25 protein-coding genes are annotated in these 24,756 nt (G+C 40.9%); 7 read left to right on the top strand and 18 right to left on the bottom strand.

The genetic code is table 11. From position 1 onward, the window contains the following. Nucleotides 1–338 precede the first annotated feature (338 nt). Nucleotides 339–1,040, bottom strand: coding sequence for a monofunctional biosynthetic peptidoglycan transglycosylase (gene mtgA, locus QVH07_RS07720; protein WP_289999586.1), 702 nt, complete (start codon nt 1,038–1,040; stop codon nt 339–341). 3 nt (nt 1,041–1,043) lie between these two features. Then, a complete protein-coding gene (locus tag QVH07_RS07715) occupies nt 1,044–1,841 on the bottom strand; it encodes a class I SAM-dependent methyltransferase (RefSeq protein ID WP_289999585.1) in 798 nt (265 codons plus the stop codon). Between the two features lie 87 nt (nt 1,842–1,928). Between QVH07_RS07715 and QVH07_RS07710 the strand changes: the two genes are divergently transcribed. After that, on the top strand, nt 1,929–2,396 hold the full coding sequence (locus QVH07_RS07710) for a MaoC family dehydratase (protein ID WP_289999584.1): 468 nt from the start codon (nt 1,929–1,931) through the stop codon (nt 2,394–2,396). Between the two features lie 39 nt (nt 2,397–2,435). On the opposite strand, the gene QVH07_RS07705 is transcribed toward QVH07_RS07710, so the two are convergent. From QVH07_RS07705 to QVH07_RS07690, 4 genes are all read right to left on the bottom strand, one after another. Further along, nucleotides 2,436–4,874 carry an outer membrane beta-barrel protein gene (locus tag QVH07_RS07705; protein WP_289999583.1) on the bottom strand — a complete coding sequence of 813 codons (2,439 nt, stop codon included), beginning with the start codon at nt 4,872–4,874 and terminating at the stop codon, nt 2,436–2,438. A 204-nt stretch (nt 4,875–5,078) separates the two neighbouring features. After that, the gene (locus QVH07_RS07700; RefSeq protein WP_289999582.1) at nt 5,079–5,684 is read right to left on the bottom strand and encodes a superoxide dismutase; all 606 of its coding nucleotides are present in this window, start codon (nt 5,682–5,684) and stop codon (nt 5,079–5,081) included. Nucleotides 5,685–5,782: 98 nt separating this feature from the next. Then, nucleotides 5,783–6,226 carry a nucleoside deaminase gene (locus QVH07_RS07695; protein ID WP_289999581.1) on the bottom strand — a complete coding sequence of 148 codons (444 nt, stop codon included), beginning with the start codon at nt 6,224–6,226 and terminating at the stop codon, nt 5,783–5,785. A gap of 4 nt (nt 6,227–6,230) precedes the next feature. Next, the gene (locus QVH07_RS07690) at nt 6,231–7,370 is read right to left on the bottom strand and encodes a hypothetical protein (RefSeq protein ID WP_289999580.1); all 1,140 of its coding nucleotides are present in this window, start codon (nt 7,368–7,370) and stop codon (nt 6,231–6,233) included. A gap of 216 nt (nt 7,371–7,586) precedes the next feature. Between QVH07_RS07690 and QVH07_RS07685 the strand changes: the two genes are divergently transcribed. Continuing rightward, nucleotides 7,587–8,693 carry a Na/Pi symporter gene (locus QVH07_RS07685; protein WP_289999579.1) on the top strand — a complete coding sequence of 369 codons (1,107 nt, stop codon included), beginning with the start codon at nt 7,587–7,589 and terminating at the stop codon, nt 8,691–8,693. Here the strand turns inward: QVH07_RS07685 and QVH07_RS07680 are convergent. Both QVH07_RS07680 and QVH07_RS07675 read right to left on the bottom strand, forming a co-directional pair. Then, nucleotides 8,690–9,325, bottom strand: a complete 636-nt coding sequence (locus tag QVH07_RS07680) for a 2-deoxyribose-5-phosphate aldolase (RefSeq protein WP_289999578.1) — start codon at nt 9,323–9,325, stop codon at nt 8,690–8,692. The genes QVH07_RS07685 and QVH07_RS07680 overlap by 4 nt on opposite strands. A 5-nt stretch (nt 9,326–9,330) precedes the next feature. After that, the gene (locus tag QVH07_RS07675) at nt 9,331–10,539 is read right to left on the bottom strand and encodes an NAD(P)-dependent oxidoreductase (protein WP_289999577.1); all 1,209 of its coding nucleotides are present in this window, start codon (nt 10,537–10,539) and stop codon (nt 9,331–9,333) included. Nucleotides 10,540–10,553: 14 nt separating this feature from the next. Here QVH07_RS07675 and QVH07_RS07670 point away from each other — a divergent pair, with 14 nt between their 5' ends. Further along, the gene (locus QVH07_RS07670; RefSeq protein WP_289999576.1) at nt 10,554–11,144 is read left to right on the top strand and encodes a methyltransferase family protein; all 591 of its coding nucleotides are present in this window, start codon (nt 10,554–10,556) and stop codon (nt 11,142–11,144) included. Between the two features lie 26 nt (nt 11,145–11,170). Here QVH07_RS07670 and QVH07_RS07665 read toward each other — a convergent pair whose 3' ends face one another. From QVH07_RS07665 to QVH07_RS07650, 4 genes are read right to left on the bottom strand one after another with little or no spacing between them, the layout of a single operon-like run. Next, the gene (locus QVH07_RS07665; protein ID WP_289028460.1) at nt 11,171–11,722 is read right to left on the bottom strand and encodes an FKBP-type peptidyl-prolyl cis-trans isomerase; all 552 of its coding nucleotides are present in this window, start codon (nt 11,720–11,722) and stop codon (nt 11,171–11,173) included. A 2-nt stretch (nt 11,723–11,724) separates the two neighbouring features. Continuing rightward, nucleotides 11,725–12,276, bottom strand: coding sequence for an FKBP-type peptidyl-prolyl cis-trans isomerase (locus QVH07_RS07660; RefSeq protein WP_289028462.1), 552 nt, complete (start codon nt 12,274–12,276; stop codon nt 11,725–11,727). Nucleotides 12,277–12,304: 28 nt separating this feature from the next. Continuing rightward, nucleotides 12,305–13,231, bottom strand: a complete 927-nt coding sequence (locus QVH07_RS07655) for an FKBP-type peptidyl-prolyl cis-trans isomerase (protein ID WP_289999575.1) — start codon at nt 13,229–13,231, stop codon at nt 12,305–12,307. A 27-nt stretch (nt 13,232–13,258) separates the two neighbouring features. Continuing rightward, nucleotides 13,259–14,299, bottom strand: coding sequence for a DHH family phosphoesterase (locus QVH07_RS07650; RefSeq protein WP_289999574.1), 1,041 nt, complete (start codon nt 14,297–14,299; stop codon nt 13,259–13,261). Between the two features lie 181 nt (nt 14,300–14,480). On the opposite strand from QVH07_RS07650, the gene QVH07_RS07645 reads away from it, so the two are divergent. Beyond that, complete coding sequence (locus QVH07_RS07645) at nt 14,481–14,903, top strand: nucleoside-diphosphate kinase (protein ID WP_289999573.1); 423 nt, start codon at nt 14,481–14,483, stop codon at nt 14,901–14,903. A 74-nt stretch (nt 14,904–14,977) separates the two neighbouring features. Here the strand turns inward: QVH07_RS07645 and QVH07_RS07640 are convergent, their stop codons facing one another. The 4 genes from QVH07_RS07640 to QVH07_RS07625 form a co-directional block, all read right to left on the bottom strand. After that, nucleotides 14,978–15,796: a TPM domain-containing protein gene (locus QVH07_RS07640; RefSeq protein ID WP_289999572.1), complete on the bottom strand. Its 819-nt coding sequence runs from the start codon at nt 15,794–15,796 to the stop codon at nt 14,978–14,980. Next, entirely contained in the window at nt 15,774–16,211 is a 438-nt protein-coding gene (locus tag QVH07_RS07635) for a TPM domain-containing protein (RefSeq protein ID WP_289999571.1), read from the bottom strand. Before QVH07_RS07635 ends, QVH07_RS07640 begins: the two co-directional genes overlap by 23 nt. Nucleotides 16,212–16,213: 2 nt before the next feature. Further along, nucleotides 16,214–16,804: a LemA family protein gene (locus tag QVH07_RS07630; RefSeq protein ID WP_289999570.1), complete on the bottom strand. Its 591-nt coding sequence runs from the start codon at nt 16,802–16,804 to the stop codon at nt 16,214–16,216. Nucleotides 16,805–16,874: 70 nt separating this feature from the next. Continuing rightward, entirely contained in the window at nt 16,875–18,131 is a 1,257-nt protein-coding gene (locus tag QVH07_RS07625; protein ID WP_289999569.1) for an aspartyl protease family protein, read from the bottom strand. A gap of 200 nt (nt 18,132–18,331) precedes the next feature. Between QVH07_RS07625 and QVH07_RS07620 the strand changes: the two genes are divergently transcribed. After that, a complete protein-coding gene (locus QVH07_RS07620; protein WP_289999568.1) occupies nt 18,332–18,805 on the top strand; it encodes a Fur family transcriptional regulator in 474 nt (157 codons plus the stop codon). On the opposite strand, the gene QVH07_RS07615 is transcribed toward QVH07_RS07620, so the two are convergent. Both QVH07_RS07615 and QVH07_RS07610 read right to left on the bottom strand, forming a co-directional pair. Then, nucleotides 18,806–19,246 carry an SRPBCC family protein gene (locus QVH07_RS07615; protein WP_289999567.1) on the bottom strand — a complete coding sequence of 147 codons (441 nt, stop codon included), beginning with the start codon at nt 19,244–19,246 and terminating at the stop codon, nt 18,806–18,808. It lies immediately after the preceding gene. Between the two features lie 3 nt (nt 19,247–19,249). Beyond that, nucleotides 19,250–19,864, bottom strand: a complete 615-nt coding sequence (locus tag QVH07_RS07610) for a cytochrome c oxidase subunit 3 (RefSeq protein ID WP_289999566.1) — start codon at nt 19,862–19,864, stop codon at nt 19,250–19,252. Between the two features lie 117 nt (nt 19,865–19,981). Between QVH07_RS07610 and mfd the strand changes: the two genes are divergently transcribed. Beyond that, nucleotides 19,982–23,335 carry a transcription-repair coupling factor gene (gene mfd / locus QVH07_RS07605; RefSeq protein WP_289999565.1) on the top strand — a complete coding sequence of 1,118 codons (3,354 nt, stop codon included), beginning with the start codon at nt 19,982–19,984 and terminating at the stop codon, nt 23,333–23,335. A gap of 202 nt (nt 23,336–23,537) precedes the next feature. Beyond that, entirely contained in the window at nt 23,538–24,734 is a 1,197-nt protein-coding gene (gene gldJ, locus QVH07_RS07600; RefSeq protein ID WP_493340622.1) for a gliding motility lipoprotein GldJ, read from the top strand. The last annotated feature ends 22 nt before the right edge of the window (nt 24,735–24,756 follow it).

The raw sequence follows: 24,756 nt of genomic DNA, 5'->3' as shown, positions 1-24,756 counted from the left end.
AATTTAAAATTATTTTTAACCATAATTTATTGATTTTCAGTTATTTAAACTAATCATGTTGGCAAGTGTGGATAAATTAATGGAATTGTGGATAAAAAAATCTTGCTTTTTTTAATCGGCAAATACTGCGACTATAGACCGAAAATATTGACCTAATTATTATTCATAAATCTTTCATCTGAGGAATGCGAAAATCCTTCTGACCCCAAATAAAAAAAGAAAATTTGGCAAGGGATAATTTTGGAGACTTGCTTATAGCTAGTGGTTCGGACCTTTGGTTTTATGTGGAGTAAACCTTCAGCTTTGACTTAAAATAATTATATTTTAACCGGAAGATTTTAATTTGATTTCCACCACGGAAGATCTGGAAGGTTATTCATTTGAACTCTTATCCAGGCCTGTCTTCCAATTAAATAAGGAGTCGGTCGGTTCGGATTCCACCTCCTCGGACTTGGAAGTAAAGCCGCAATCATAGCCGCTTGGGAGGGCTGAAGTTTATCGGGTGTAGTATTGTAGAAGCTTTTTGCCGCGGTGGTCACACCATATTTTCCTGACCCAACTTCTATCACATTCAAGTACACTTCCAGAATTCTTTCTTTGGGCCATATTAACTCGATCAAAATCGTAAAGTAAGCCTCCAGCCCTTTTCTCAAATAGGTTCTCGCGGGCCATAAAAATACATTCTTCGCTGTCTGCTGAGATATGGTACTGGCTCCTTTTACAGTTTTACCTTGTTTGTTTTTTTCCCAGGCGGTCTTCATCGCGTCAAAATCAAAACCATTATGATCCGGGAATTTTTGATCTTCGCTAGCCACGACAGCTTTTTGCATGGGCTTTGAAATATCTGCCACTGGCGTCCAACTATATTCAATCCCAAAATCCTGGTCTTCCGTCTTATATTCAACCCAGCGAATAATCATTAAGGGGGTGAAGGGAACAGGAACGAACCTATACAATACCACCAAGCCAATGCTCAGAATGAAAAACCACAGAATGGTTTTCCAAATTAACCGCCAAAACCAACTAATCACTTTTCTCATTCCCTAAATCGTCGCAAACGCCTGAATAAAACGATAGAAAAATATTGGATTTTCATTCTTTGCGATAGCATCTAAATCCTCTTCCATTCCAGAAATATCATCCAGGATGATATATCCGTCTCGAAGCATTCCTTCGCTTCCACTTCGCATTAATTTTTTCCAAAATTCTAAAAATTCAAGGAGCAATCCCTCATCCTTTTTATCAAGGTGAAACCCACCAGGAAAAGTTTTGATCTCATTATATCCCTCTCTGAAAAGTAGGTTGCCTAGGTTAGCTCCTACGTCTGGGTCACCCCCACAGTCTCTCTGATAGGTATTGTATTGGGAATAGTAATACTCGAGCCTTTCGCCATGAGGTTGATAATAAAAGCTTGAATTGAAAACTTCCGTTATCCAAATTTTGGCTTCTTTATCCAAAAAAGGCTTCAATGAACGAAGAACTTTTTCAGGATTCGGAATATGCTCTAAAACCCAACAGATATAAACTCCATCATAACTTTCTGGAAGTTTCAATTCCGTTGCATCCTGAAGTAGAAAGTCTACTCGATTCCCTGCAAACTTCAGATTCTCCCTAGCCTTGTCAAGTTGAATTTCTGAATGATCTACACAAGTAATATGAGTCTCAGGAAAAAGTTCTAGAAGCTTAGCTGTCTGTGCACCGACCCCACATCCAATCTCTAAGATTCTTTTACATCCTGAAAAGTCAATTTTGGGATAAATCAGGGGAGTGAGAAATCCTGCTTGATTAATCAGCCTCTGTTGTTCCTCCGGGATAAAACCGTGGAGATATCTTTTGTCCATGGTGCAAACTTAAAGAATGGAGTTCATAATGACTTTCACTTTCTAATTATGCAACTTAATTTAGGCCATTAGAAAAACACAGCTACTATGTCCCAGGTAATCATCCGAAGTTTTGAGGAATTTGAAAAATTTAATGGCCAACAAATTGGCAGCTCTGACTATTTCAAAATCACTCAAGATCAAATTAATCTTTTTGCAGACGCTACTCATGACCACCAATGGATTCATACTAATCCAGAGAGAGCTAAAAAAGAGGGGGCATTTGGAAATACCATCGCACATGGCTACCTCACCTTGAGCATCGTTCCCCATCTATGGGAACAAATAGTGGATGTCCGAAATCTCAAAATGATGATCAATTATGGGATAGAGTCTCTGAGATTTGCATCCCCGGTCTTGGTGGATCAGGAGGTAAAACTTCATGCCACTTTAAAATCAGTGATGAACCTACGGGGAACGGTTAAAGCTGAGGTACAGGTCAAACTGGAAATCAAAGATCAAAAAAAACCAGCCTTTACTGGGGTCCTGATTTTCTTATATCATTTTATGGATTAAAATGAAAAATGGCCGGTCTAAACCGGCCATTTCCAAAATTTACTGTCCAAGTCTGCTTCTTTCCTCTTCACTTCCGGTGCTTTTATTCACCCGGAAACTATCCCCTTTGGCAAACCTCCATCTCAGAGTAAAGCGAATACCTTGATTACTTCTATACTGCTCAAAGGAAGTATCGATATCTGCGAATTCAACATTTGCTCGAATCAGCTGGGTTCTGAAAACATCGGTTGCATTGACTGCAATAGTAAGTTTGTCATCCATGATGGTTTTAGTGACTCCGGCATCCATCCAGGCAAAACCTTTTAGCTCTCCTTGTCCCCAAATTTGAGGGCCGACATACATCCCCATTAGCTCCAGCTTAAAGCCTTTTGGCAAAGTAAGATTATGCTGAGATCGAACCATGAACGATGTCTGGGAATTATCTAGAAAATCATCTCCAATCTGACTTTTGAACCTGTTGTAGTTCACTTGTACCATATTTGATGCTCCCCACCATTCCTTTATTTGTACAGGGACTATGGCTCTGAAATTTGCATTTCGGGTCTTATCAAAGTTGTCTGTAAACGTCGTGGTTGATCGACTTTCTTCATCCTGAATGAATACCTGCATAAATGCATCCTCTGTCTCACTATAGCCTAAGGTAAATTGATACATTCCTTTCACCACATGATTCATTTCGAAGTTATTTGAGTACTGTGGCCTCAGGTTTGGATTACCCCTTTCTGAAGTCAAAGGATCGATATAATTCACGAAAGGATTCAAAAGGCGATAATTAGGTCTGGTAATTCTTCTGTTAGCATTATAAACGATTTGGTAGTTATCGCTGATCTTATGCTGCACAAAAACACTTGGGAATAAATTGAAATATTCTTGTGTATTTACCTGATCCAAAGTCACGGAGTTACCCTTGATTTCAGAGTATTCTCCTCTAAGTCCAGCTTGGAAGGATACTTTTTCAGAGAAACTCCCTTTATAAGAAGCATAGGCTGCCAGCACAGACTCATTGTAAATGAACTGATTGCTGTTCGGGTCTGGCTCAAATGGGCCATCTTCAATCGCACGGCTCAGGTCAAGGTTATTATCTGATTTTACCCAAGAACCTTTCAGGCCTGTCTCGAGAATTCCACCCTTTTTCCCAAGAGGCTTAACCAAATCAACCTTTGAAGTGAAAATGTTATAGAACATATCATTAAGTGTAAGAATCTGATCTCGTGTCCCATTTTCGTGATCTTCACCTACCCAGTACGTATTTGAAAGAAGCGATCTACTGTCAGAATTCATTCTTGTGAAATCCACATCAGCTGAAAGCGTAGTTCCTATTGTATCCAATTTTCCGGCATAATGAAGATTGGCAAAGTATCGGTCACTTCCTCCATTTTGATCGTTATCCGAATCTAGAAAGCTATTTTCCGCTTCGCCTGGGGTAGTAATTTCAGTTAATGAAGTACTATTGTTCTGAAAATTCGAAGTGGACGCCTGAAAGTTCAACCCTAGATTATGGTTCTGATTGATCTCATAATTTATGGCTCCATTTCCGAACCAATTCTTATCCCTTTGATTGATTTCAGAGTCCTGGCTGAAATTTGATACCCCTTCGGGCAAAGCAAAATTCCTCTCAATATCTAATTCATTAACTACCGCGTAGTGGCTATGATTCAGGTTAAAATTACTAGTCCACTTTCCTTTTTTCACGTTCAAAGAAAATCCACCGATTGGTGCCCAAAGGCCATTATACTGCCCTCCTGCTTGAACATTTCCAAAAACCCCGTCTACGGTGTTCTTTTTCAGAATAATATTAATAACCCCGGCAGAACCCTCTGCATCAAATCTTGCGGAGGGATTATTGATTACTTCGAGACTCTTAATATTATCGGCAGGCATAGCTCTAAGGAAATTTGCTAGATCCGTGGCACTCATGTAGGTCTGACGATCATTGATCATGACCACCACACCTGTGCGGCCATTCAAATTGATATTCCCATCCTGGTCCACATAAATCCCAGGAGACCTTCCGATCACATCCAGAACATTGGACCCTTCGGCCATTACAGTGCCTTCCACATTAACGATGGTTTTATCGGGTTCTATAATAATTTCAGGTCGAGTGGATTGAACGGTCACTTCATCCAGACCGGTCATCTCTTCTTCAATACTGAGCTGTCCAAAGTTCTTTTTTAAACCTGGCTCCAGTTCAAACTCCTCAGACGAAAACTGATTATATCCGATCGATGAAATTACTAATCGAACTGTGCCTGACTTGATGGATTCAATCAGGAATTCACCGTTTTCATCAGATACGGTTCCATCTACGAGACCACCTCCATCGGTGGCAATCAAGGCTACATTGGCGTAAGGAATTGGGCTCCCTTTTTGGTCTACCAATGATCCAAATACGATACTTGGCTGTTCAGCAGCTGCGCTGCTGACTCCCAAGAAATAAATCAAAAGTGTGGTGAATAAAATGCTGGTGGCGCGCATGGCAAATAATTGGTTTGTGTTTCATGCCTGCATATGAAAAAGGAGTGCCAAGTGAAAAAACAGGCCTAAAAAGCTCAAAAAGGGACAAAAACAAATTTCTAATCAGAAAACTGTACCAAAACCGTACAGTTAAATGATTCATATTGGCACAAAAAAAGCCTCGATCTTTTTTGATCGAGGCTCTTAAAAAGATAGCAAGCTAGCTTAGATGGCAGCTAAATATCTCTTTTCAACTTCGTCCCAATTAACAACATTCCAGAAAGCCGAAATATAATCTGGTCTTCTATTCTGGTAGTTTAGGTAGTAAGCATGCTCCCATACATCAATTCCTAAAATAGGAGTACCCTTGATTTCTGAAATATCCATCAATGGATTGTCCTGATTTGGGGTGGAAGTAATCTCAATTCCTCCAGAGGCAGTTACGATGAGCCATGCCCAACCAGAACCAAATCTAGTTGCAGCTGCATTAGCAAAGTGATCCTTAAACTCTTCAAAATTTCCATATTTGGTATTTAGATGAGATCCTATTTCACCCTTTGGCTCACCTCCACCATTCGGAGATAGAATTTGCCAAAAAAGGCTGTGATTAAAGTGGCCCCCGCCATTATTTCTTACCGCGGTGTTGGAACCGGCTACACGCATTAACTCCTCGATGGACTTTCCTTCGAGATCTGTACCTGCAATAGCAGCATTCAACTTGCTCACATATCCCGCATGATGCTTTCCATGGTGAATCTCCATGGTTCTGGCGTCAATATGTGGTTCTAGCGCGTCTAGCGCATAAGGTAGAGATGGTAATTCAAAAGACATTTTGTATTTGGTTTTTAGTGAAACAATAATTGCATTAAAGAATATGCTAAATCAACCGAGACGATTGCAAAAAGGTTCTCACAGGAGTCAAAAGCGACTTATTTTCTCAGCTTGTTGAAGAATTCATTCAATAAGCTCTCACTTTGTTCGGCCAGAATTCCGGTTGAAATCTTAGTTTTAGGGTGTAACGCTTTTGAATTAACCTTCATAAAACCCCTCTTGGGGTCACTCGCTCCAAAGTGTAATTCTGAAATTTGCGCCCAAAAAAGTGCCCCTGCACACATTTGACAAGGTTCCAGTGTGACATACATTTTGCAGTCCGTGAGATATTTTGCCCCCAAAGAATTTGCGGCAGAGGTGATAGCAAGCATTTCCGCATGTGCAGTAACATCATGAAGCTTTTCAGTTTGGTTGTAAGCCCTTGCAATTATTCGATTATTCGACACGATGACAGCTCCAACGGGGATTTCACCCTCTTCAAAAGCATATTTTGCCTGCTTTAAGGCCTCATTCATATAGTATTCATGGGAGAAAAGCTCCATGTGCCTATCGGAAATAATCAAGTATTTCTTCTCTTACGCCTTCATTGATTATGATGGCAAGGATCAAAGAGACCAAGAGACCAATTATTGCTTTAGTAGCGTCTTTTCTAGCCAACTTCAGAGCTCGCTTAACCCACTTGGATCGGCTGTCGTTTGGTCCTGCCTCTTTTCCTAAGGCTATCGCCAGCTCACGTCCAGCTAGCAAGCCGATGAACACCCATGTAGTACTCATAGGTACGCTATTATAGAGCTTGAAATAAAACAGAATGATCGCATAAACAAAGTCCACAATCGTAGCAGCTCTGACATCAGTCACATTTGACTTTTCATTCACAATGCCCTGAATTTTGTCTCCTTTCATATAGAAAAGAAATCCTAGTCCCAGAAAGACAAATCCCGCATAAGCAATGAATTCAGCCAAATTCAATTGTCGGGGTAAGAAAACGGCAATATTGGCGGCATCCTGCATGATCCAGACCGCCCACAGTGTTCCAGAAGTAATCCATTGAAGCACCGTCCAATATGGTGCAGGTTTACCTTTGAGGTAATTTTTTACAAATTTTTCAAGAGCAAACCACACTATGATGGCTAAGAAAAACGCTAAAAAGTAACCCGATAAGCTTTTCTCCGTGACACTTACTATCGTTCCTGAGCTGTATGTAAAAACATTTAAGAGTAGAAAGGTAGTCGATACAGGCATCCTAAGCCTTGTCATCACTAGAAGTACTATGGGAGCTGCAAGCTGTAAGAAAACAAAGCTTTCTGGAGCTTTTTCCAACCCTTTTGTAGTGAGGCGCTCATAACTCACATCCCCTCCGAAAGTCAGCCAGCTATAGGTGACCGTACCCACAAATATCAAACCCATAAACAGCCAAAGCCAATACCATTTTTTCTGTTGGTTCGAAGCAATAAAGGTTCCTATGGTCTGAATTGAGTCGTTTGCAATGGCTGAATAAGCTGCCAGGGCAAAACCAAACCACATCGCAGCGTAAGTATAGGGAGTAATTATACCAGCTATGGTGATAAGAATGCAGATTATGATCAGAAAGGATTTTTCCTTCCTTGCAAAATCAAAAAGCGCATACGATGATTTGACTAGTTTTTCCTCGTTGATGTTTTGGTCGAGATTTTTTTTTGGCGGCATGCTAGGTCTCGGATTCAAGGGCTAAAATAATGAAGATATTAGATTGTCATTATTATCAAATTGTTAATTCAAGAATAAATGATCTCTATTCAGCCTGATTCTTAAGGTTTTTCGCAAAAAAATTTCAAATTTTGCCGCTCCATTTCATGAAAATTTTGCGGTCTGAAGTTTGATGTAAGATTGTTTCTTTTCTGAAAGTTAAACCAACACCCTGTAATGGTCGCAGAGAACTTAGAGGAACCCAACAACAGCAATAAGATAAAGAGCTATATCCTAATGGTCATAGCTTTGTTGTTGTTCATTTTTGCTATTGATCTGCTGACGGTGTCCATGGGGAACTTGAATAACTCTGTGGCCAATGGAATTCTTCTAGCGACAGAAAACCCATTCGTTGGACTCTTCATAGGAATTCTGATGACCGCCCTCATCCAAAGTAGCTCCACTGTCACCTCCACAGTGGTTGCCGTGGTCGCAGCAGGAAACCTTGAACTTTCTCAGGCGGTACCCATCGTACTTGGAGCAAATATTGGTACCACACTTACCTCCACTCTCGTTTCCCTTTCTTACATAATGAAGAAGAAACGATTCGCCAGAGCTCTTTCCGCAGGAATCCTACATGACTTTTTTAACATGTTCACGGTGTTTATTTTATTACCTCTGGAGCTGATTTTTGGATTTCTAAGCAACCTTGCCACCCAGACTGCACACTTGTTTGCTGACGAAAGTTACGACGGAACCTTTCTTTACAGTAAAACCTTCACACGGCCTCTAACAGAATGGCTGACCGAACTAATTGGTATTCCCTTCTTAACCTTAATCATCTCCATTTTCCTGATTTTTGGAGCAATAAAACTTTTAACTTCCTCAGTATTCAAAGCTTTCATTTTCGACTCCTTCAATGAGATAAGTAACATTGTATTTAAGTTTCCTTACCGGGCTTTATTCTACGGAACTCTTTTCACTGCTGCGGTACAATCCAGCACAGTGACCACTTCACTTATTATTCCGTTGGTGGCAAATAAAAGAGTTACTCTGGCAAGATCTTTTCCATTTATTATTGGCGCCAATATTGGGACAACAATCACTGCAGCCATTGCAGCGGTTTATAAAACTGAGGCGGCAATTGCTTTGGCTTTGGTGCATTTTTTTATCAATCTGTTTGGTGCTTTGATTATGATGCCAATTCCAGCTGTGAGAAACCTCCCGGTAAGATTAGCCAAGAATTTTGGTAAAAAATCCGCCAAAAACCGCTTGATAGGTTTCGCCTATATTCTCTTAGTCTTTTTTATTATTCCATTTTTGCTGATCTATTTCAGCGACTAAGCAAGGCTTCCTGACACATGGATTTTGTCCGCTCCAGCTTTGAGTAAAGCTTGTAATTTTTTTGGCTCATTATACTTAGAAAAGACCCTGATACCCACCTGCGAGCTTAGAGTCTCTCTCAGAAGTTGAATTTGGGCAGCCTCTATCTCTTCGGAAAAATCAAGCCCAAGGGTAAAATAATCGGCTCCTGCATCCTGCGACATTCTTGCTACTTCCAGCATGTTCTCATTTTTGGAGACCCATTTCGAGGATACCATTACCGATAGGAAGCACCCTTCCTCATGACACAGCTTAGAGAGCTGAGCCACTTCGATTTTTGGCCAGTTCATTCCTGACAAGTATGCTGTCTCTGACCAAACTAGATGGATTCCCATGGCTCCCTGAGAAATGGCCTCCTTGGCTTCGGTCAGCTTTACAATACTTTGATGAAACCCATGAGGATAACCAACTGCTGTACTCACGATAACATCACTATCCCCAAGCTCACGAACAGCTTTCTTAACCCAAAAGGAAGGTAGGGTAACTCCAACAATTCCAGATTCTTTGATTTTTAGAATTGCCTCATTTAAATCCCGGGCACAGAACTCTGCATTCAAAAAAGTTGGCTCCAAAAATCGATTATCAACTGTCATTCAGTTTACTCTTTGCCCTCCACGAAATCTTTAAGCCGCATAAACTCCAAGGTCAAATCTCCATCCCGGCAAATGGTGGCTCGTTCCAGAATGGCTGCGTTTTCTTCTAATAGCGCTGGAATTACCCACTGCCGAAGTTGAGCACCAAAACCATCACTTGCTGCTCTAGGTAATTCACAGGGAAGATTATCCACAGCCATAACTGATATGCTCGACTGCTTTGAAAACGGTGGAATCTCTTCCAAAGAATCCCGATCTACATCATAGACCGGATCAGCAATTGTGCTTGGCCTTTGGGTGGTGGGGATAGAGCCATCAATATCACAAGTAATGTCCGCGATGACGGATATGGCAAAATCCTCGCTTTGAATGTCCTTTAATTCAAAGAGCCTGGGTGCTTTTGGGTCCCAATAAGAGGCTCCAATTAAAATATCAGCTACTTCTGTGTATTTCCTAAAATCACTTTCATACAGCTCAGGCTGGTTATAAAATTCCTGAAGATCAAATCCTCCGTCCTTTTTCCTTTTATTGATTTCTTCTGAATCCAAATTGGTGAATACTGGCTCTTCAAAATAATTATTGCGGAATTCGTCTTCGGAAACTTCCCGAATTGGGATTTCCTCTAAAACCTCCCGAGCTCCTTTTCCTACCTTTCCTCTTCCTGTTAGGATGATTTTGATTGGAGGTAACTCCACCTTCTTCAGTTCCTGCTTCAGCTCCTCCAGGTCAAAGCATTCATTAGCCTCCTTAATATCATAAAGCCCACTCTTCTTTCCGTAAGTTAAAAAAGCATTATATGCTCCAACAATGCCAGCCCAGCGACCAAAGGCCACTACTCTTACCCCTTCTTCATTAGTTAAGGCTTCATAATCTATCATCCTGATATTTTTCTGAAGCAAAGCCTGAAGTAAGGGTCGGTTATACTCCTGCTTTTTCATGGTATGGGAAAAGAAGAAATAAGTTTTATTTGGGATAAGAGATGGTATAGGGACTTCTTTTACTCCGAACAAAATATCACAAGAGGAAATGTCATCCACCACTTTCAATCCAGCATCCAAATACTCTTGATCAGTAAATGATCTGATCTGACTACTTTGAACCTCTATTTCCAACTGATCGGCAAAACTTTCCTGAATTTCCGCCAGTTGCAATGGTGTAAATGGAACTCGTTTATCTGGTGGGTTTTTACCCTCATGAATTATTCCGATTTTCATGATATTTGAAGTATATGGGAAACGAACAACTAATTGATTATATCGTGCTTGCACTACTCTGGGCTGTTTTCTATGTTTCCCACAGTAGCTTGGCTTCAGTAAAGGTAAAAAGATTTTTAGAGGAGCATTCCCCTAGATTGATGAAAAGATACCGACTGTATTATTCTATTTTATCACTGACATTATTCGCCGGTATCCTGTATCATTCGGTCACAATTCCGGTATTGCAGTTATTCCCAACATCACCCATTATCACATATGTTGGGTATATGCTAGCCACCTTCGGAACCATCATTTTGGTGAAGTCCAGCCGTGCAATATCCTTATCAGGATTTTTTGGGATTTCTACTCCAAAAAAGGAAAAACTTGTGATATCAGGAATCTATTCGAAAGTACGGCATCCGTTATATGCTGCCTTGATTCTAATTTTCCTTGGCTACGCATTTGTAGCGGCTAGTTTAGCAGCTATCATTCACCTTTTCTGCCTTTTAGTATACCTAATATTTGGAATCAAGTTCGAGGAGCAAAATCTAACCCAGCTCTTCGGAAAGGATTATATTAAATACAAGGAATCCGTCCCAGCTTTGATCCCCAAGTGGAAATAAAAAAGGAGCGTTTAAGCTCCTTTAAATTAGTCAATTCCTCTAAAATCAAATTCGAATAGCAAAACTGAGTTTGGTGGAATTCGATCATTACTTTCCTGATTTCTATAGGCGTATGGGGACGGAATGATCATAATACCCTTGGTTTGGGGACGCACTCTTCGAAAGCCGATATCCCAGCCGGTAATTACAGTACCAGACCCTAATACAAAGTTAAAAACACCATACTGTCTGCCTTCAACGAATATATCATTATCCCTTGCCACTTGCTCAAGATTAGTATCAAATACAGACCCATCTTCCATAAGTGATCCTATATAATCAGCGTAGATTACATTTCCACTAGTAGGCCTAGTACCCTCGCCTTCTTCCTGAACAATCACTACAAGTCCGGAAGGATCATGAATACGGTAAAGGCTATCAATTCTAGCCGTGTCTAGATATGCCACAATCTTGGCGCTGTCTATTGCCAAATTCCCATCTACATCGTATGTCGGTTGGTTTTCAAATGGATTAGTAGGCTCGCATGAAAACATCCCTACCAAAGCCAAGAAAATCAAGTATGGTATTCCTCTTTTCATAATTAGTTACCTGTAGGCCCTCTTTTGACTTCAATTAATTCTATCTCAAAAATGAGCGGTGCATTTACAGGAATGCCACTCGGAGGATTGTTGGCATATCCCAATTCGGAGGGCATAATTACCGTTGCCTTATCGCCAACTTCAATGTTCAGAAGACCAAGTTCAAACCCAGGGATCACAGAACCCAAACCCGTTCGAAACTGAATTGGGATATATGGTCTGCTGTCCACATAAATGCCATTCTCTCGCGCAATATCCTCGATGGAAGTATCAAAAACGGAATTATCAAGAAGCTTACCAGTATAATTAGCCCTAATGGTATCCCCAACTTCTGCAAAAACACCACTCCCGGATACTTCCTGCCAAATTACTCTAAAGCCCCTAGCATCTTCAAATTCCTTAACATTCACTAAAGAGTTCGTGGCTAGGTATTCATCTATCGCCTCCATGTCACGAGCGAAAATTGCATCTACTGTGTTTTCCTGATCAATACATGAATAAGCACCGATAGTGGCAATAGCAACAGCTAGAATGGATAGATATCTAAGTTTCATACAGATTTTGGATTTTTTCCGGAAAGAATTATTTCTGAACGTCCGTCACTTCTACGTCAAAAACTAAGATTGAGTTTGGACCGATTAGGCCTCCAGCACCAGCTTCTCCATATCCTAAAGGAGATGGAATCAAAAACTTAGCTTTCGAGCCCTTTTTTAATAATAGAAGCCCTTCATCCCATCCTGGAATTACTTGACCCATTCCCACATTAACAGGAAGTGGAGAATAATCTCTAGAAGGATTGAATACATCATTTTCCTGGGCCAATTCTGAATTAGAAGTGTCAAAAAGAGTACCATCAATGAGGTATCCCGCATAATCCACGTACATGGTTGTTCCTGGGCTCACTTCTTCACCCGTTCCTTCTTGCTCAATTACATAGTAAAGGCCGTTTTCTGTTTTTTGGAGTTCTAGTCCATTTTCAGAAGCATAAGTCTCGATTTCCGCAGACTCGGTGACAAGGAGTTCCTTTGCTCTTTCGGCTGCCTTGGCATTTTCCTTTGCCATGGCGATCTGGAAAAGTGAATCAATTCCATCTCTATCCAAGATATCAAATGCACCAAGGGCTACTTTTACATCATCATCCGGACCAAGTGAAGGTGGCTGATTTGGGCCGAAAATGACTTTCGCCTTTGCTTGAAAAGAAATACTATCCCCTTTTTTGAGGTTTAGGAAAATTTCGTCCATACCGTTGTTTGCCGGAATGGAATCATTAGCCTGTAAATAACCTGGGAAAGGCTGATCCACTGTAGAATAAATAGTAGAATCATCAGCTGTCTTAATCACCAGGTGATACATGAGAAAGTCCCCGTTTGCAGGTTTTTCCGTTCCTTCTTCGTGGTAGGTATATTCAATCCCATCTTTCTCAGTCACTTTTGTTTTTTGACAAGACGAAAGTGTCGATACACCAAAAATCAAGGCAGCAATCGCCCAAATACGCTTATTGTTATTCATAAAATAAATTGGTTTCAATTATATGTTTTAGCCCAGATTCTCCTCAAGAACTTTTGTGCCAAATAATACTTCCTCTTTCTCTTCTACTAAATCCTCAAATCTCTCTATCGTTGCTTTTAAGCTTAGATGGGAACGTCCGCCTGCAGCGTTTTTATGACCTCCGCCGTTCCAGTACGCGGCAGCGAATTTATTAACTGCAACATCAGCTGTTGACCTAAATGAAATTTTCACACCATCTTCTCTTTCTGAAAATAAGGCAGCCATTTTAACCCCGTCTAAAGATAGAGCATAATTCACCAGACCTTCTGAGTCTCCGGTTTTATGATGATACTTTTGCAAGTCCTTTTTACTAATCACAAAATAAGCGAGGTGAAGGTCCTCTCTGACCACCAGCCTGTGGCTGATGGCAAAGCCAATAAACTTCAAACGATTCACGGAATTAGAATCATAAATCAGATTAGCCACTTTGGTATTATCCGCTCCAATTTTAATTAAATCGGCAACCACATGATGAACATTGCTAGTGGTATTAGGATGCTTAAAGCCTCCCGTATCCGTCATAATCCCAGCGTATAAACACTCAGCAATTTCCTTGTCAATCAGTTTTTTATCGCCAAGTTTCACAATCATCTCGTAAACCAACTCACAAGTCGCTGCGGCTTCGGTGGACCAAAGCCTGTAATCCGCAAAATCTTCTGGTTCTTGGTGATGATCAATATTCACAATGAAAGTATCACTTTCGCGAATCATTTCACCTAGTTCATTTACTCTACTCAATACTGAGAAGTCTAAACAAAAAACGATATCTGCTTCCTTGAGGGCTTTTTTAACCTTAGGATGGTTCTTTTGAACACTGAAATCAATTACGTCATCATTACCTTTCATCCAAGTAAGGAAATAAGGATAATCCGTAGGTGTTACCACGGTAACCTTATGTCCCTTTTTAATGAGGTAATTAGCAAGACCCAAAGATGAGCCTAAGGCATCAGCATCAGGTTTTACGTGGGTAGTGATGAAGATATTTCTGGGTGAGGAAATTTCCTTTTTAAATGAGGCGAAAGCTGTCATTCGAATCTTTTAGAGGCCGCGAAGCCACAATTAGCTTGCAAAGGTCTATAATTTTTTACCAAATCCCAACATGTGCACCAAGCTGAAAATGAGCATCTTCTTTGAGAAATTAAGACCTGAGTTCGGAGAATGATTCTAAATCACCTATTTTTGCGGCCGAATTAAACCTTGGAAATACACAATGGCAACTAACAGAACATTCACCATGATTAAGCCTGACGCTTTTGCGGAAGGAAATTCTGGAGCAATTTTGAAAATGATCGAGGAAGCTGGATTCAAAATCGTAGCAATGAAAGCTACTCGATTGACCGGTGAAATGGCGGGTAAATTCTACGCTGTACACGCCGAAAGGCCTTTTTACGCGGATTTATGCGCATACATGTCCTCAGGACCTATCATCGCCGCGATCCTTGAAAAGGATAATGCAGTGGAAGATTTTAGAAAATTGATAGGTGCCACTAATCCTGCTGATGCAGCTGAAGGAACCATCAGAAAAATCTTTGCTAAGTCTATCGAAGCCAATGCGGTTCACGGATCTGATTCAGACGAAAATGCTGCAATCGAAGGCAATTTCTACTTTTCTGAAATCGAGAGAGTGGGCTAAGATTTAGCTTTATTTAACAAATAGAAAAGAGCGCCGCATGGCGCTCTTTTTTGATTTTAATCAAGGCTGATTTTTTACCAGCTGCCTCCTGCTCCACCGCCGCCAAAGGAGCCGCCACCAAAACCTCCAAATCCACCTCCTCCACCGAAGCCTCCTCCAAAGGATCCTCCGCCTGATTTGAAGTCGCCAAACCGGCCCCCATTTCCGCCTTTGAGTAAATTCGCTAGCATAATGGTAGTCCATAGATCTACCCCACCTCCACGGCCACCCATGTGGTTGTCATTATCCTTACGGTTTCTTATCAATGGAATTATGATAAAAAGTAAAATGAAAAGCCCGACTAAAAGAAGTCCGCCTCCACTATTACCATCGGATTGAAGCTCCTCGGCCTTATATTCTCCTGAAGCTAGCTTAAAAATCATTTCGGAAGCCTGATCGAGGCCATCGTAGTAAGCCTCCATTTTGAAATTTGGAATGATTATGCTTTCTACGATCCTCTTAGCAAGGGCGTCAGGAACCACTCCTTCCATTCCATATCCCGTGGCGATAAACACTTTTCTATCTTCCATTGCAGCCAAAATCAGGACTCCATTGTCCAGGTCCTCCTGACCAATTCCCCAAGCATCGCCTAGCTGGAAAGCGTAGTCTGAAATGTCATATGGGCCTACGGAGCCCATGAGCACAATAGTCAATTGGGTGGAAGTGCTGTCATTATACGCCACTAATTTTCGCTCCAGATTATTGATTTCTGAAGTGGAAAGAGTTTCTGTAAAATCATTAACCAATCGAGGTGGATTTGGCACAGGAGGAAAGTCCTGGGCAAAAACACTTCCCAGAGTTAGGAAAACTAGTCCAAAGAAAATTAAAGCTTTACTCCCCAAAAGAAATCTCATCAGGTAATTCATTGATATCGGTTGACTCATTGTATGGGAAGTGGGCTTGCAGCTGGTCTCCAGCCATTTTTATTCCGGTTTTTAAACCCTCAGTAAATTCTCCTTTTTTGAAATATCCCAGCATGGTCTCCTTTATCTCCTCCCAAAAGTTCTTTGGAACCACGGCATTAATTCCACCGTCACCGAGGATAGCAAACTTGTGATCCTCCACTGCCAAATAAAAAAGCACACCATTTCTGTCCTTGGTTTGGAACATCTTAAGCATCTCGAAAACTTCCGCAGCGCGATCCATCAGATCACCTCGAACCTTACTCTCGATATGAACCTGAATTTCACCAGAAGTCTTCAGTTCAGCCTGCTTAATGGCAGAAATAATTATCTCACGGTCTTCGTTTGAAAATAACTTTTCAGCCATGCTTAAAATTGTACGTTTGGTGCATTCTCAGCTCCAGCCGCTGCTTCAAAGGTGCCTTTACGCTCGAAATCAAAGAATCCAGCATAAATATTATTTGGGAAGGTTCTGAGGTAGGTATTGTACTCTACTACTGAATTATTGAAATTTCTCCTAGCTACAGCGATTCTGTTTTCTGTTCCTTCCAGCTGCGCCTGAAGCTCAAGGAAGCTTTGGTTTGCTTTCAGTTCAGGATAACGTTCCACAGAAACCAGCAATCTGCTTAATGCCCCAGAAAGCTCATCCTGAGCCTGCTGGAATTGCGCGATGTTGCTTTCATTCAGATTCGTTGGATCAATAGTTACGGAAGTAGCTTTAGCCCTGGCTTCAATTACTCCAGTCAAAGTTTCCTGCTCAAAGTCAGCGTATCCCTTAACGGTATTTACAAGATTTGGAATCAAATCTGCTCTTCTTTGGTATTGAGTCTCGACTTCAGCCCATTGTCCTCCCACACCTTCGTCCATTCTCACCAGATCATTGTAAGTTCCTTTAAAAGAGGAATACAAGAAAATGCCTAATACAAGCAGGATAATTCCAGGGATTAATAATTTCTTCATCACTTGTGTTGGTTTTAAGTTTGGTTTGGCGCTTCAGAGCGCAAAGCTCAAAAGTACCTAATTTTCTTTATCAAATTTGTTTTTTGAGCTTGATGATGGTTCGATAATCCTCATAATCATTGAGGTCATCATTCCTGTATCTTCGGAGCTCCAGCTCTATTTCCTTGCCTTCTTCTGATCTAAAAAGCTGGATCACTTCTGATAGTTCCCAAATGAAAGTAGGGATTTTATTTATCGAAAGGATTTCATCATTTGCCTTTATTCCCTGCTCCTCAGCTGGTGAATTTTTTCTCACCTGTCCAACATAAAACCGATTTTCAAAGGTGGTTATCTTTTTGACAAAAATTCCGCTCATATCAAATTCAAAAGGGGAATAGAAATCTCTCCCTTTTTTCATAAACATTCTCCCCCTCGGATAATCAAGAATCAAACGAGTTCTACCAAATATCTCGGCACCCAGACTTCCTTGTCTTCCTGTCCCCTGGACCACATAGCTGAATTCATTTTCTTCAGGATAGGAGGTAAGCACTTCATCCATTTTTAATCCTGCCAGATTAATTCTATCTACCCGGCCTACATTACCATAGATCACTCCTCCTAAGGATTGGCCTATTTGAGTTTCTATGGTTTTGTTTGGTAGAACAATTTCATCGGTTGTTTCAGCATTTAATAAAAGTCCATGATTGGCACCTGTATCCACGAGCAGTTTTGCTTCCAGAGTTTCCCCGTTTCTCTGCTTAATCTTCGCGTCCACATAAGGCTTATTATCCTCAATAGATAAATCAAACTTATGATAAAAGGGAGGTCTCCATTTCATAGCGTCCTCCCTGAAGAAGTCGAGCTTGCTATCGTCATAGTTGATTCTGATCGGATTGTATTTGAAAAATTCATAACCTAGAATTCCATAAACAGGGGTCCCGATCACGGCTTCGATTTCCAAAAAATCCTCTTCCAAAACCAGTAAACTCTGAAGTCGCCCTTCCACCGGTCCTAGATCAAAATTATTAATAGGCGAGACATAGGCCCCAAGGGTAGCAGATCCATCCGCACCTACCAAATCTATCTTCCGGCTATATTCCAAACCCATGGCATCTCCCAAATCTTTACTAAAAAGAATATTGGCTCTCACTCCCGTATCAATCATAAAATTTACAGGCGTATTTCCATTCACCGATACAGGAATAATCATTAGACTATTTGATGCATAAAAAGGAATGGTTGCTTTCCTTTTTGATTCGTCTTTGAGAAAGAATCCCGGAACCTGTGCTGCTACTTTGGCAGAAGTTGAAAAGGCAAAAAATAAACTGAAAATAACAATCCTAACCATTATGAATGGAGATGGGGCGATGTGGATAAGTTAGTTAAATTAGAATAAATGGTACCCTATAAACGCCCCAAATACCCGGCTTGTTCCGAATATCAAATCCAGTTTTTAATTAGAATAAAATCAAATTAGTCTCTTGGGTAGTGTTGAAGTTGAAGTTGGCCCCAAAAACTAGCATCTTTGGATCACCTAAGTGCTGTATAATGTCAAACCCAGAGATTTTAGAAAAGGCTAAGAGAATTTTTGAAGATTTCTTACTTAAACAAGGAAGTAGAAAAACTCCGGAAAGGTTTGCTGTATTGGAAGAGCTTTACGCTTTGCCTGAAGATGAACACATGGATGTGGAGGGATTATTTCTGAATATGAGAAATTCAGGAAGTACCATTAGCCGGGCAACAATTTACAACACCTTGGATCTTTTGGTTGAAAGTGGCCTGGCCGTGAAACACCAATTTAAAGATAAGGTAGCACTGTATGAACAGGCCCTTGCTTATAAGCACCATGACCATCATGTCTGTAATCAATGCCGTAAAATCCGAGAATTCTCAGATCCCAAAATCAAAGAAATCAAGGAGCTGATCGGAAAGGAATTTGATTCGGCCATTACCAGCCATTCTCTGGTTCTGTATGGTGACTGTACGATCGAAAAGTGTGAAAATCTACCTGAAACGGCTTAATTACCCCCTTTTGAATATTTTTTTATAAACAGGCTTCCTGTAAGCGAATTGCCCAAGCATGGCAGGGAAAAGCAACCATGTCATTAGAAAAAAGGGAGCTTCATAATCAATTTCATCCCGAATAATTGTACCAGACCCTGATTTGATCACTCGGTGTTTGTGCGTCCACTTTGAAAGAAAAAAGGGAAGTTCTACCCCTTTATCAATAAAATAAAACTCCTGATCATCCGTCGCATCCTCTGTGATTTCGCTGGTCCACTTTTGCTTGAAAAAGATAAAATTCAATTCAAGGGAAACGATATCTCCTTTGGACGATCCATCAAATCGGAGGAGCTTAACTGGGGGAAAGGGAGGACTTAATTTAGTAAATAGGCTCTCATTGAACCCTTCTTTTACAGAAAGATAATCCTGCTCGACCTTGGTTTCAATAGTTAATTTCATCCCCTAAAAACTGATGACAAACAACATGAATAAAATCAACCAAATGGCGTCCATAAATCTCCAATATGTAGTGAAAAGCCGTATTCTCATTTTTTCATAGGGATTCACTACCAAAATCAGACTTTCAACTTGATCAGTTTGTTTCTTCTTTAATTGTAGCCAAAGGATTATCGCGAAAACAATAGCTCCAAGAAGGTGAAAAATATGTATCCCTGAAAGCACATACAAAAAGCTACCAGAAGGGATTCCTTGAAAATCAATTCCCATATTTGTTAATTCCTGCCACCCCAAAAACTGCAAAAGTGTGAAAACCAGCCCCAAAACCAGAGTAATCAACAAGGACCCCTGCAGTTTATCTATTCGTTCTTCCTGATAATGGAGTCTCATTTTGGTGGCCGAATATCCACTTACCACCAGAAGAAAAGTAGAGGCTAGAAAAGAAAAGGGTATATGCCTGTTTAAGCCTTGAAGCTGATTAGTACCTGAAGCTAAAAAAGCCACTGTTAGAAAAAGAAAGATCAACCCGCTGCCAAACATTCCAAGATACATCAGGGTCTCGTAAGGGTGCAGCCTTTCGATGCGTTGAAACCATCCGAGTTTCTCTTGTTTCTCCACCATGTAGAGCTAAACATTTTATCGAGCCTTAGGTTCAAAATTCTGAGAATTTAGGGAAGTTTTCCCAAAAGTCTGGAATACACTAAATTTGCGATTCTTCAGCCCTGCAACCACACCGTTTTGGATCAAAAATCTTTTTTAGCCCTTTATCAAAGTCACCCGCTATTTCAGAGTATTTCCCATGAAGTACTCGCTGAAAAAAAGCAAAACGTGCAAATTCAAGGATTAGCAGGAAGCATTGATGCTGTCTTCCTAAGCAGTATTTTTGCTGAAAAAGAAGGAGTGCACCTGGTAATCCTCAAGGACAAAGAAGAGGCTGCCTACTTCAACACCGACCTTCAAAATCTACTTCAAACGGAAGAGCATTTTATTTTTGCTACAAGCTTCAAGCGCCCGTATCAATACGACAAAGTCGATAATGCCAATGTTTTGCTAAGGGCAGAAATGCTGTCGGCGTTGGCATTACCAGACCTGAAAAGCAAATTGATAGTCACTTATCCTGAGGCACTTTATGAAAAGGTGATCAATAGGCGATCCCTTCAGGAAAACACTTTAGTGGCTCGGGTGGGAGAGGCAATTGATATGGAATTCATTTCTGAGGTTTTGGTCAGTTATGATTTTGAGAAGACCGATTTTGTTTACGAACCTGGGCAGTTTGCCATTAGAGGGGGTATTCTGGACGTTTTTTCCTTCTCCCACGAAAATCCCTACAGGCTTGAATTGTTCGGAAAAGAGATAGAAAGCATTCGGACTTTTGATCCCGGGACTCAGCTTTCCCTTCAAGATGTGAAGCACATTTCCTTGGTACCGAATTTACAAAGCACACTAATCCAGGAGGTAAGACAATCATTTTTGGATTTCCTGCCGGAAAGAACCACTGTTTGGATTAAGGATTATCAATTGACTTTGGATGTGATTGATGAGTGCTTTCACAAAGCTCAGCTTTCTCATGAGCAAATGGTCTCCCGGTCCAAAGCAGAAAAACTTCTGATCAAACCCGAAGCCCTTTTCCACCAAAGTCAGGATTTTTCAGAGGCCTTATCCAGGTTTAAAATCGTAGAATTCGGAAGGCAATTTTACCTTAGGGAAAGCCGAAAGTTCGAATGGGATAGTAAACCTCAGCCTGCTTTCAATAAGAACTTTGACCTACTGGTCGAAAACTTGAGCGAAAACGAAAATAAAGGCTTCACTTCCATTATCACCGCTGAAAACGAAAAGCAGATCAACCGCCTTTTGGGAATTTTTGAGGAGTTGGACCCTACCCTAAAAGTGGGAACAATTCTAATGGGCCTAAAAGAGGGTTTTGAAGATCGGGAGTTGAAAATCGCATGCTACACGGATCACCAAATTTTTGAACGATTTCATAGATATAGGTCCAGAAGGAAGGCGAGCAAATCCAAAGCTCTTACTTTAAAGGAACTCAAGGCTCTTCATGCTGGAGACTATATCGTCCATGTGGATTATGGGATAGGTCGCTTTGCCGGTCTGGAAAAGGTGATGGTGAATGACAAGATGCAGGAAGCAGTCAGGCTTGTGTTCCGTGATGATGATCTACTTTATGTGAATATTCATTCCCTTCACAAAATTTCAAAATTCAGCGGACAGGAAGGCTCCCTTCCTACTATGTCCAAATTGGGATCGCCTGAGTGGGACAACAAAAAGTCCAGGGTCAAGAAAAAAGTCAAAGACATTGCCAAGGACCTGATTGCACTTTATGCTAAAAGACGTTCAGCCCACGGATTTGCCTATAGCCCAGACTCTATTTTACAAGTTGAGCTGGAATCTTCCTTCGTCTATGAAGATACTCCTGATCAAGCCCAGGCAACCTCGGATGTCAAGTCGGATATGGAAAAGAGCTACCCTATGGATAGATTAGTTTGTGGGGATGTCGGGTTTGGTAAAACAGAAGTAGCCATTCGAGCTGCATTTAAAGCTGTCAATGACAGAAAGCAGGTGGCCGTATTAGTGCCTACCACCATTTTGGCCATGCAGCATTACCAGACTTTTTCCGAGAGACTCGAAGGATTCCCACTAAAAATAGAATACATCAATCGATTCAGAACAGCAAAAGAGGTTCGTGAAATCGTGGAGCAAGTGAAAACAGGAGAAATCGATATTCTCGTAGGCACACATAAAATTGTCAATAAGGACATCCAGTTTAAGGACCTGGGGTTGCTGGTCATTGATGAGGAGCAGAAGTTTGGAGTGAAAGTAAAGGATCAGTTAAAGAATCTTCGTGTGGATGTGGATGTTCTCACACTCACGGCTACTCCAATTCCCAGAACCTTGCACTTTTCTCTGATGGGAGCGCGTGATTTATCTGTCATTGGGACTCCTCCACCAAATCGACAGCCTGTCACCACAGAAACTCATACATTCCAAGAAGAAGTGATTCGGGATGCGGTGGCCTATGAACTTAGACGTGGCGGTCAGGTTTTCTTTGTTCATAATCGCGTCGGAGAAATCGACTCCATAGCCAATTTAATCATGAAGTTAGTTCCGGATGCCAAAGTGATAGGTGCACATGGTCAGATAGATGGCCGCAAACTGGAACGTATTATGGTAGATTTTATTAATCATGAATACGATGTGCTAGTTTCTACAAACATCATTGAGTCTGGGCTGGATATTCCGAATGCAAACACGATCATTATCAATCGCGCTCATATGTTTGGCTTGAGTGATTTGCATCAAATGCGTGGTCGGGTAGGTAGAAGCAACAAAAAAGCCTTTTGCTATCTACTGACCAACCCAATGTCCGGGCTCACGGCAGAAGCTAGAAAACGGCTTCAGACTTTAGAAGAATTTTCCGATTTAGGGGATGGCTTTAAGGTGGCTATGAAGGACCTAGATATCCGTGGAGCAGGAAATCTTTTGGGTGCAGAGCAAAGTGGGTTTATTACCGATCTGGGCTTCGAAATGTATCATAAAATCTTGGATGAAGCCGTTCAGGAACTCAAAGAAAATGAGTTTGCTTCCCTCTTCGAGGTGGATTTAAAAGAAAAGGTGGCTGTCTTGGTTCAGGACTGCACTATCGAAACTGACATGGAGCTTTTGATTCCCGAAGAATACGTAAGTAATATCTCCGAAAGACTAGGTCTCTACGCCAAGTTGGATGGAATTAAAGATGAAGAAGGTCTGAATAAATTCTCAGCCATGCTCAGTGACCGCTTTGGTCCGATTCCTGAATCAGTCGAGGAACTTATGGAGACTGTTCGGCTACGCTGGAAAGCTGAAAGTCTTGGAATAGAAAAACTCGTTTTAAAATCCGGGAAAATGAAATGCTATTTACTTCCTTCCAGTAAATCAGAATATTATGCATCTGAGGTTTTTGGTAAGGTGATGAAATTCACTCAAACACTTCCGCGGCTTTGCAAAATAAAAGAATACAAAAGTCGTTTGATTCTTACCATAGGAGAAGTAACATCCATTTCCAAGGCGGATCAGCGACTAAAAGAGATGCTTTCACAGTAAAATTTCAAAATTTTTACTGGCATAAATATTGCACTTTCCGCCATATTAAATGTCTGTGGTTGGTAATTTTGGGGATTTTAACCAAAACATAATCCGTTCTCAGACATTAATTTATTGTAACTGCTCACTATAGGAATTATATTAGCGGATTAAATTGATTAAACACGATAACAATATGCGTCAGAGAAACACCTCATTGAGCATGTGGATAGCTTCCTTCTTAATCATTTTTGGGGTTATCCTTTCTTCTTGTAATAAAACTCCAGGATACGGACGCAGGACTGCGAAAAATCCCGGAAAGAAAAGTGCAACGACTGGTGCAGAATTCAGTTTCGATGAAGAGGATTCTACCAGTTTCTTTGTGGCCAAAAATGCGGAGCAGATTCCCGGTCCAAACTTGAAATTTATTCAGGGCGGTAGAGCAGTGCTCGGTTCGCAAGAAGAGGATATCATGGCTTTCCGTGACAATCTAGAGCGAACGGTAACTGTTGCGTCTTTTTATATGGATGAGACAGAAATCACTAATAACGATTATCGGGAATACTTATTCGATATGAAGAAAAAGGTGAGCGCCGATTCCCTTTTGAAACTTGAACCATCTGAAGATGTTTGGTCCGGAGCCATGTCTTTTAATGACTTGTACCAATCATATTATTTCCGATTCCCCGGATTTAATTTTTATCCTGTTGCTGGTGTTTCCTGGAGTCAGGCAAATGCCTATGCAAAGTGGAGAACTGAATATGTTCAGGAATTGATCCGGGAGGAAAGAGGTCTGGATTCTGCTATGAGCAAAAATCTTTTGATCGAAAGAGGAGTAGCTTTAGCTGATTATCGACTCCCAAATGAAGCTGAATGGGAATATGCCGCCAAAGCAATGATCGGTACTCAATATCTTGAAGAGAATCAGGAATATGGAAGAATTTACCCATGGGATGGCCGTGGAGTGAGAAACCCTTACAACGTGAAGCGTAAGGGTAAGCAGGGTGATTTCCTTGCCAACTTTAAAAGAGGCCGAGGTGACTATGCAGGTATCTCAGGTAATCAAAGAAATGATGGAGAAATTCTACCAACCAATGTGTACGACATGGCGCCAAATGACTTTGGCCTTTATCACATGGCAGGAAATATGAATGAGTGGGTTTATGATGTGTATCGACCACTTTCATTTCAGGATTTTGACGATCTAAACCCTCTTCGAAAAGATGGTGTTTATGACGAAGCAGAAAACTATGAGACCTCATTGCTAACCGATGAGCTTAGAGTATACAAAGGCGGGTCATGGAAAGATGTGGCTTATTGGCTGTCTCCGGGTACACGAAGATTTATGCATCAAGATTCAGCTACCAATGCTATCGGATTTAGATGTGCGATGATTTCCATTGGAGAAAAGGGTAATTAATCCTAAAAAAACATAAAATGAA

It is taken from the genome of Algoriphagus sediminis, from assembly GCF_030403435.1.
Lineage (GTDB): Bacteria > Bacteroidota > Bacteroidia > Cytophagales > Cyclobacteriaceae > Algoriphagus > Algoriphagus sediminis.
Note: the sequence above shows the minus strand (reverse complement) of the source record. Positions and strands in the feature narration are given on the sequence as shown.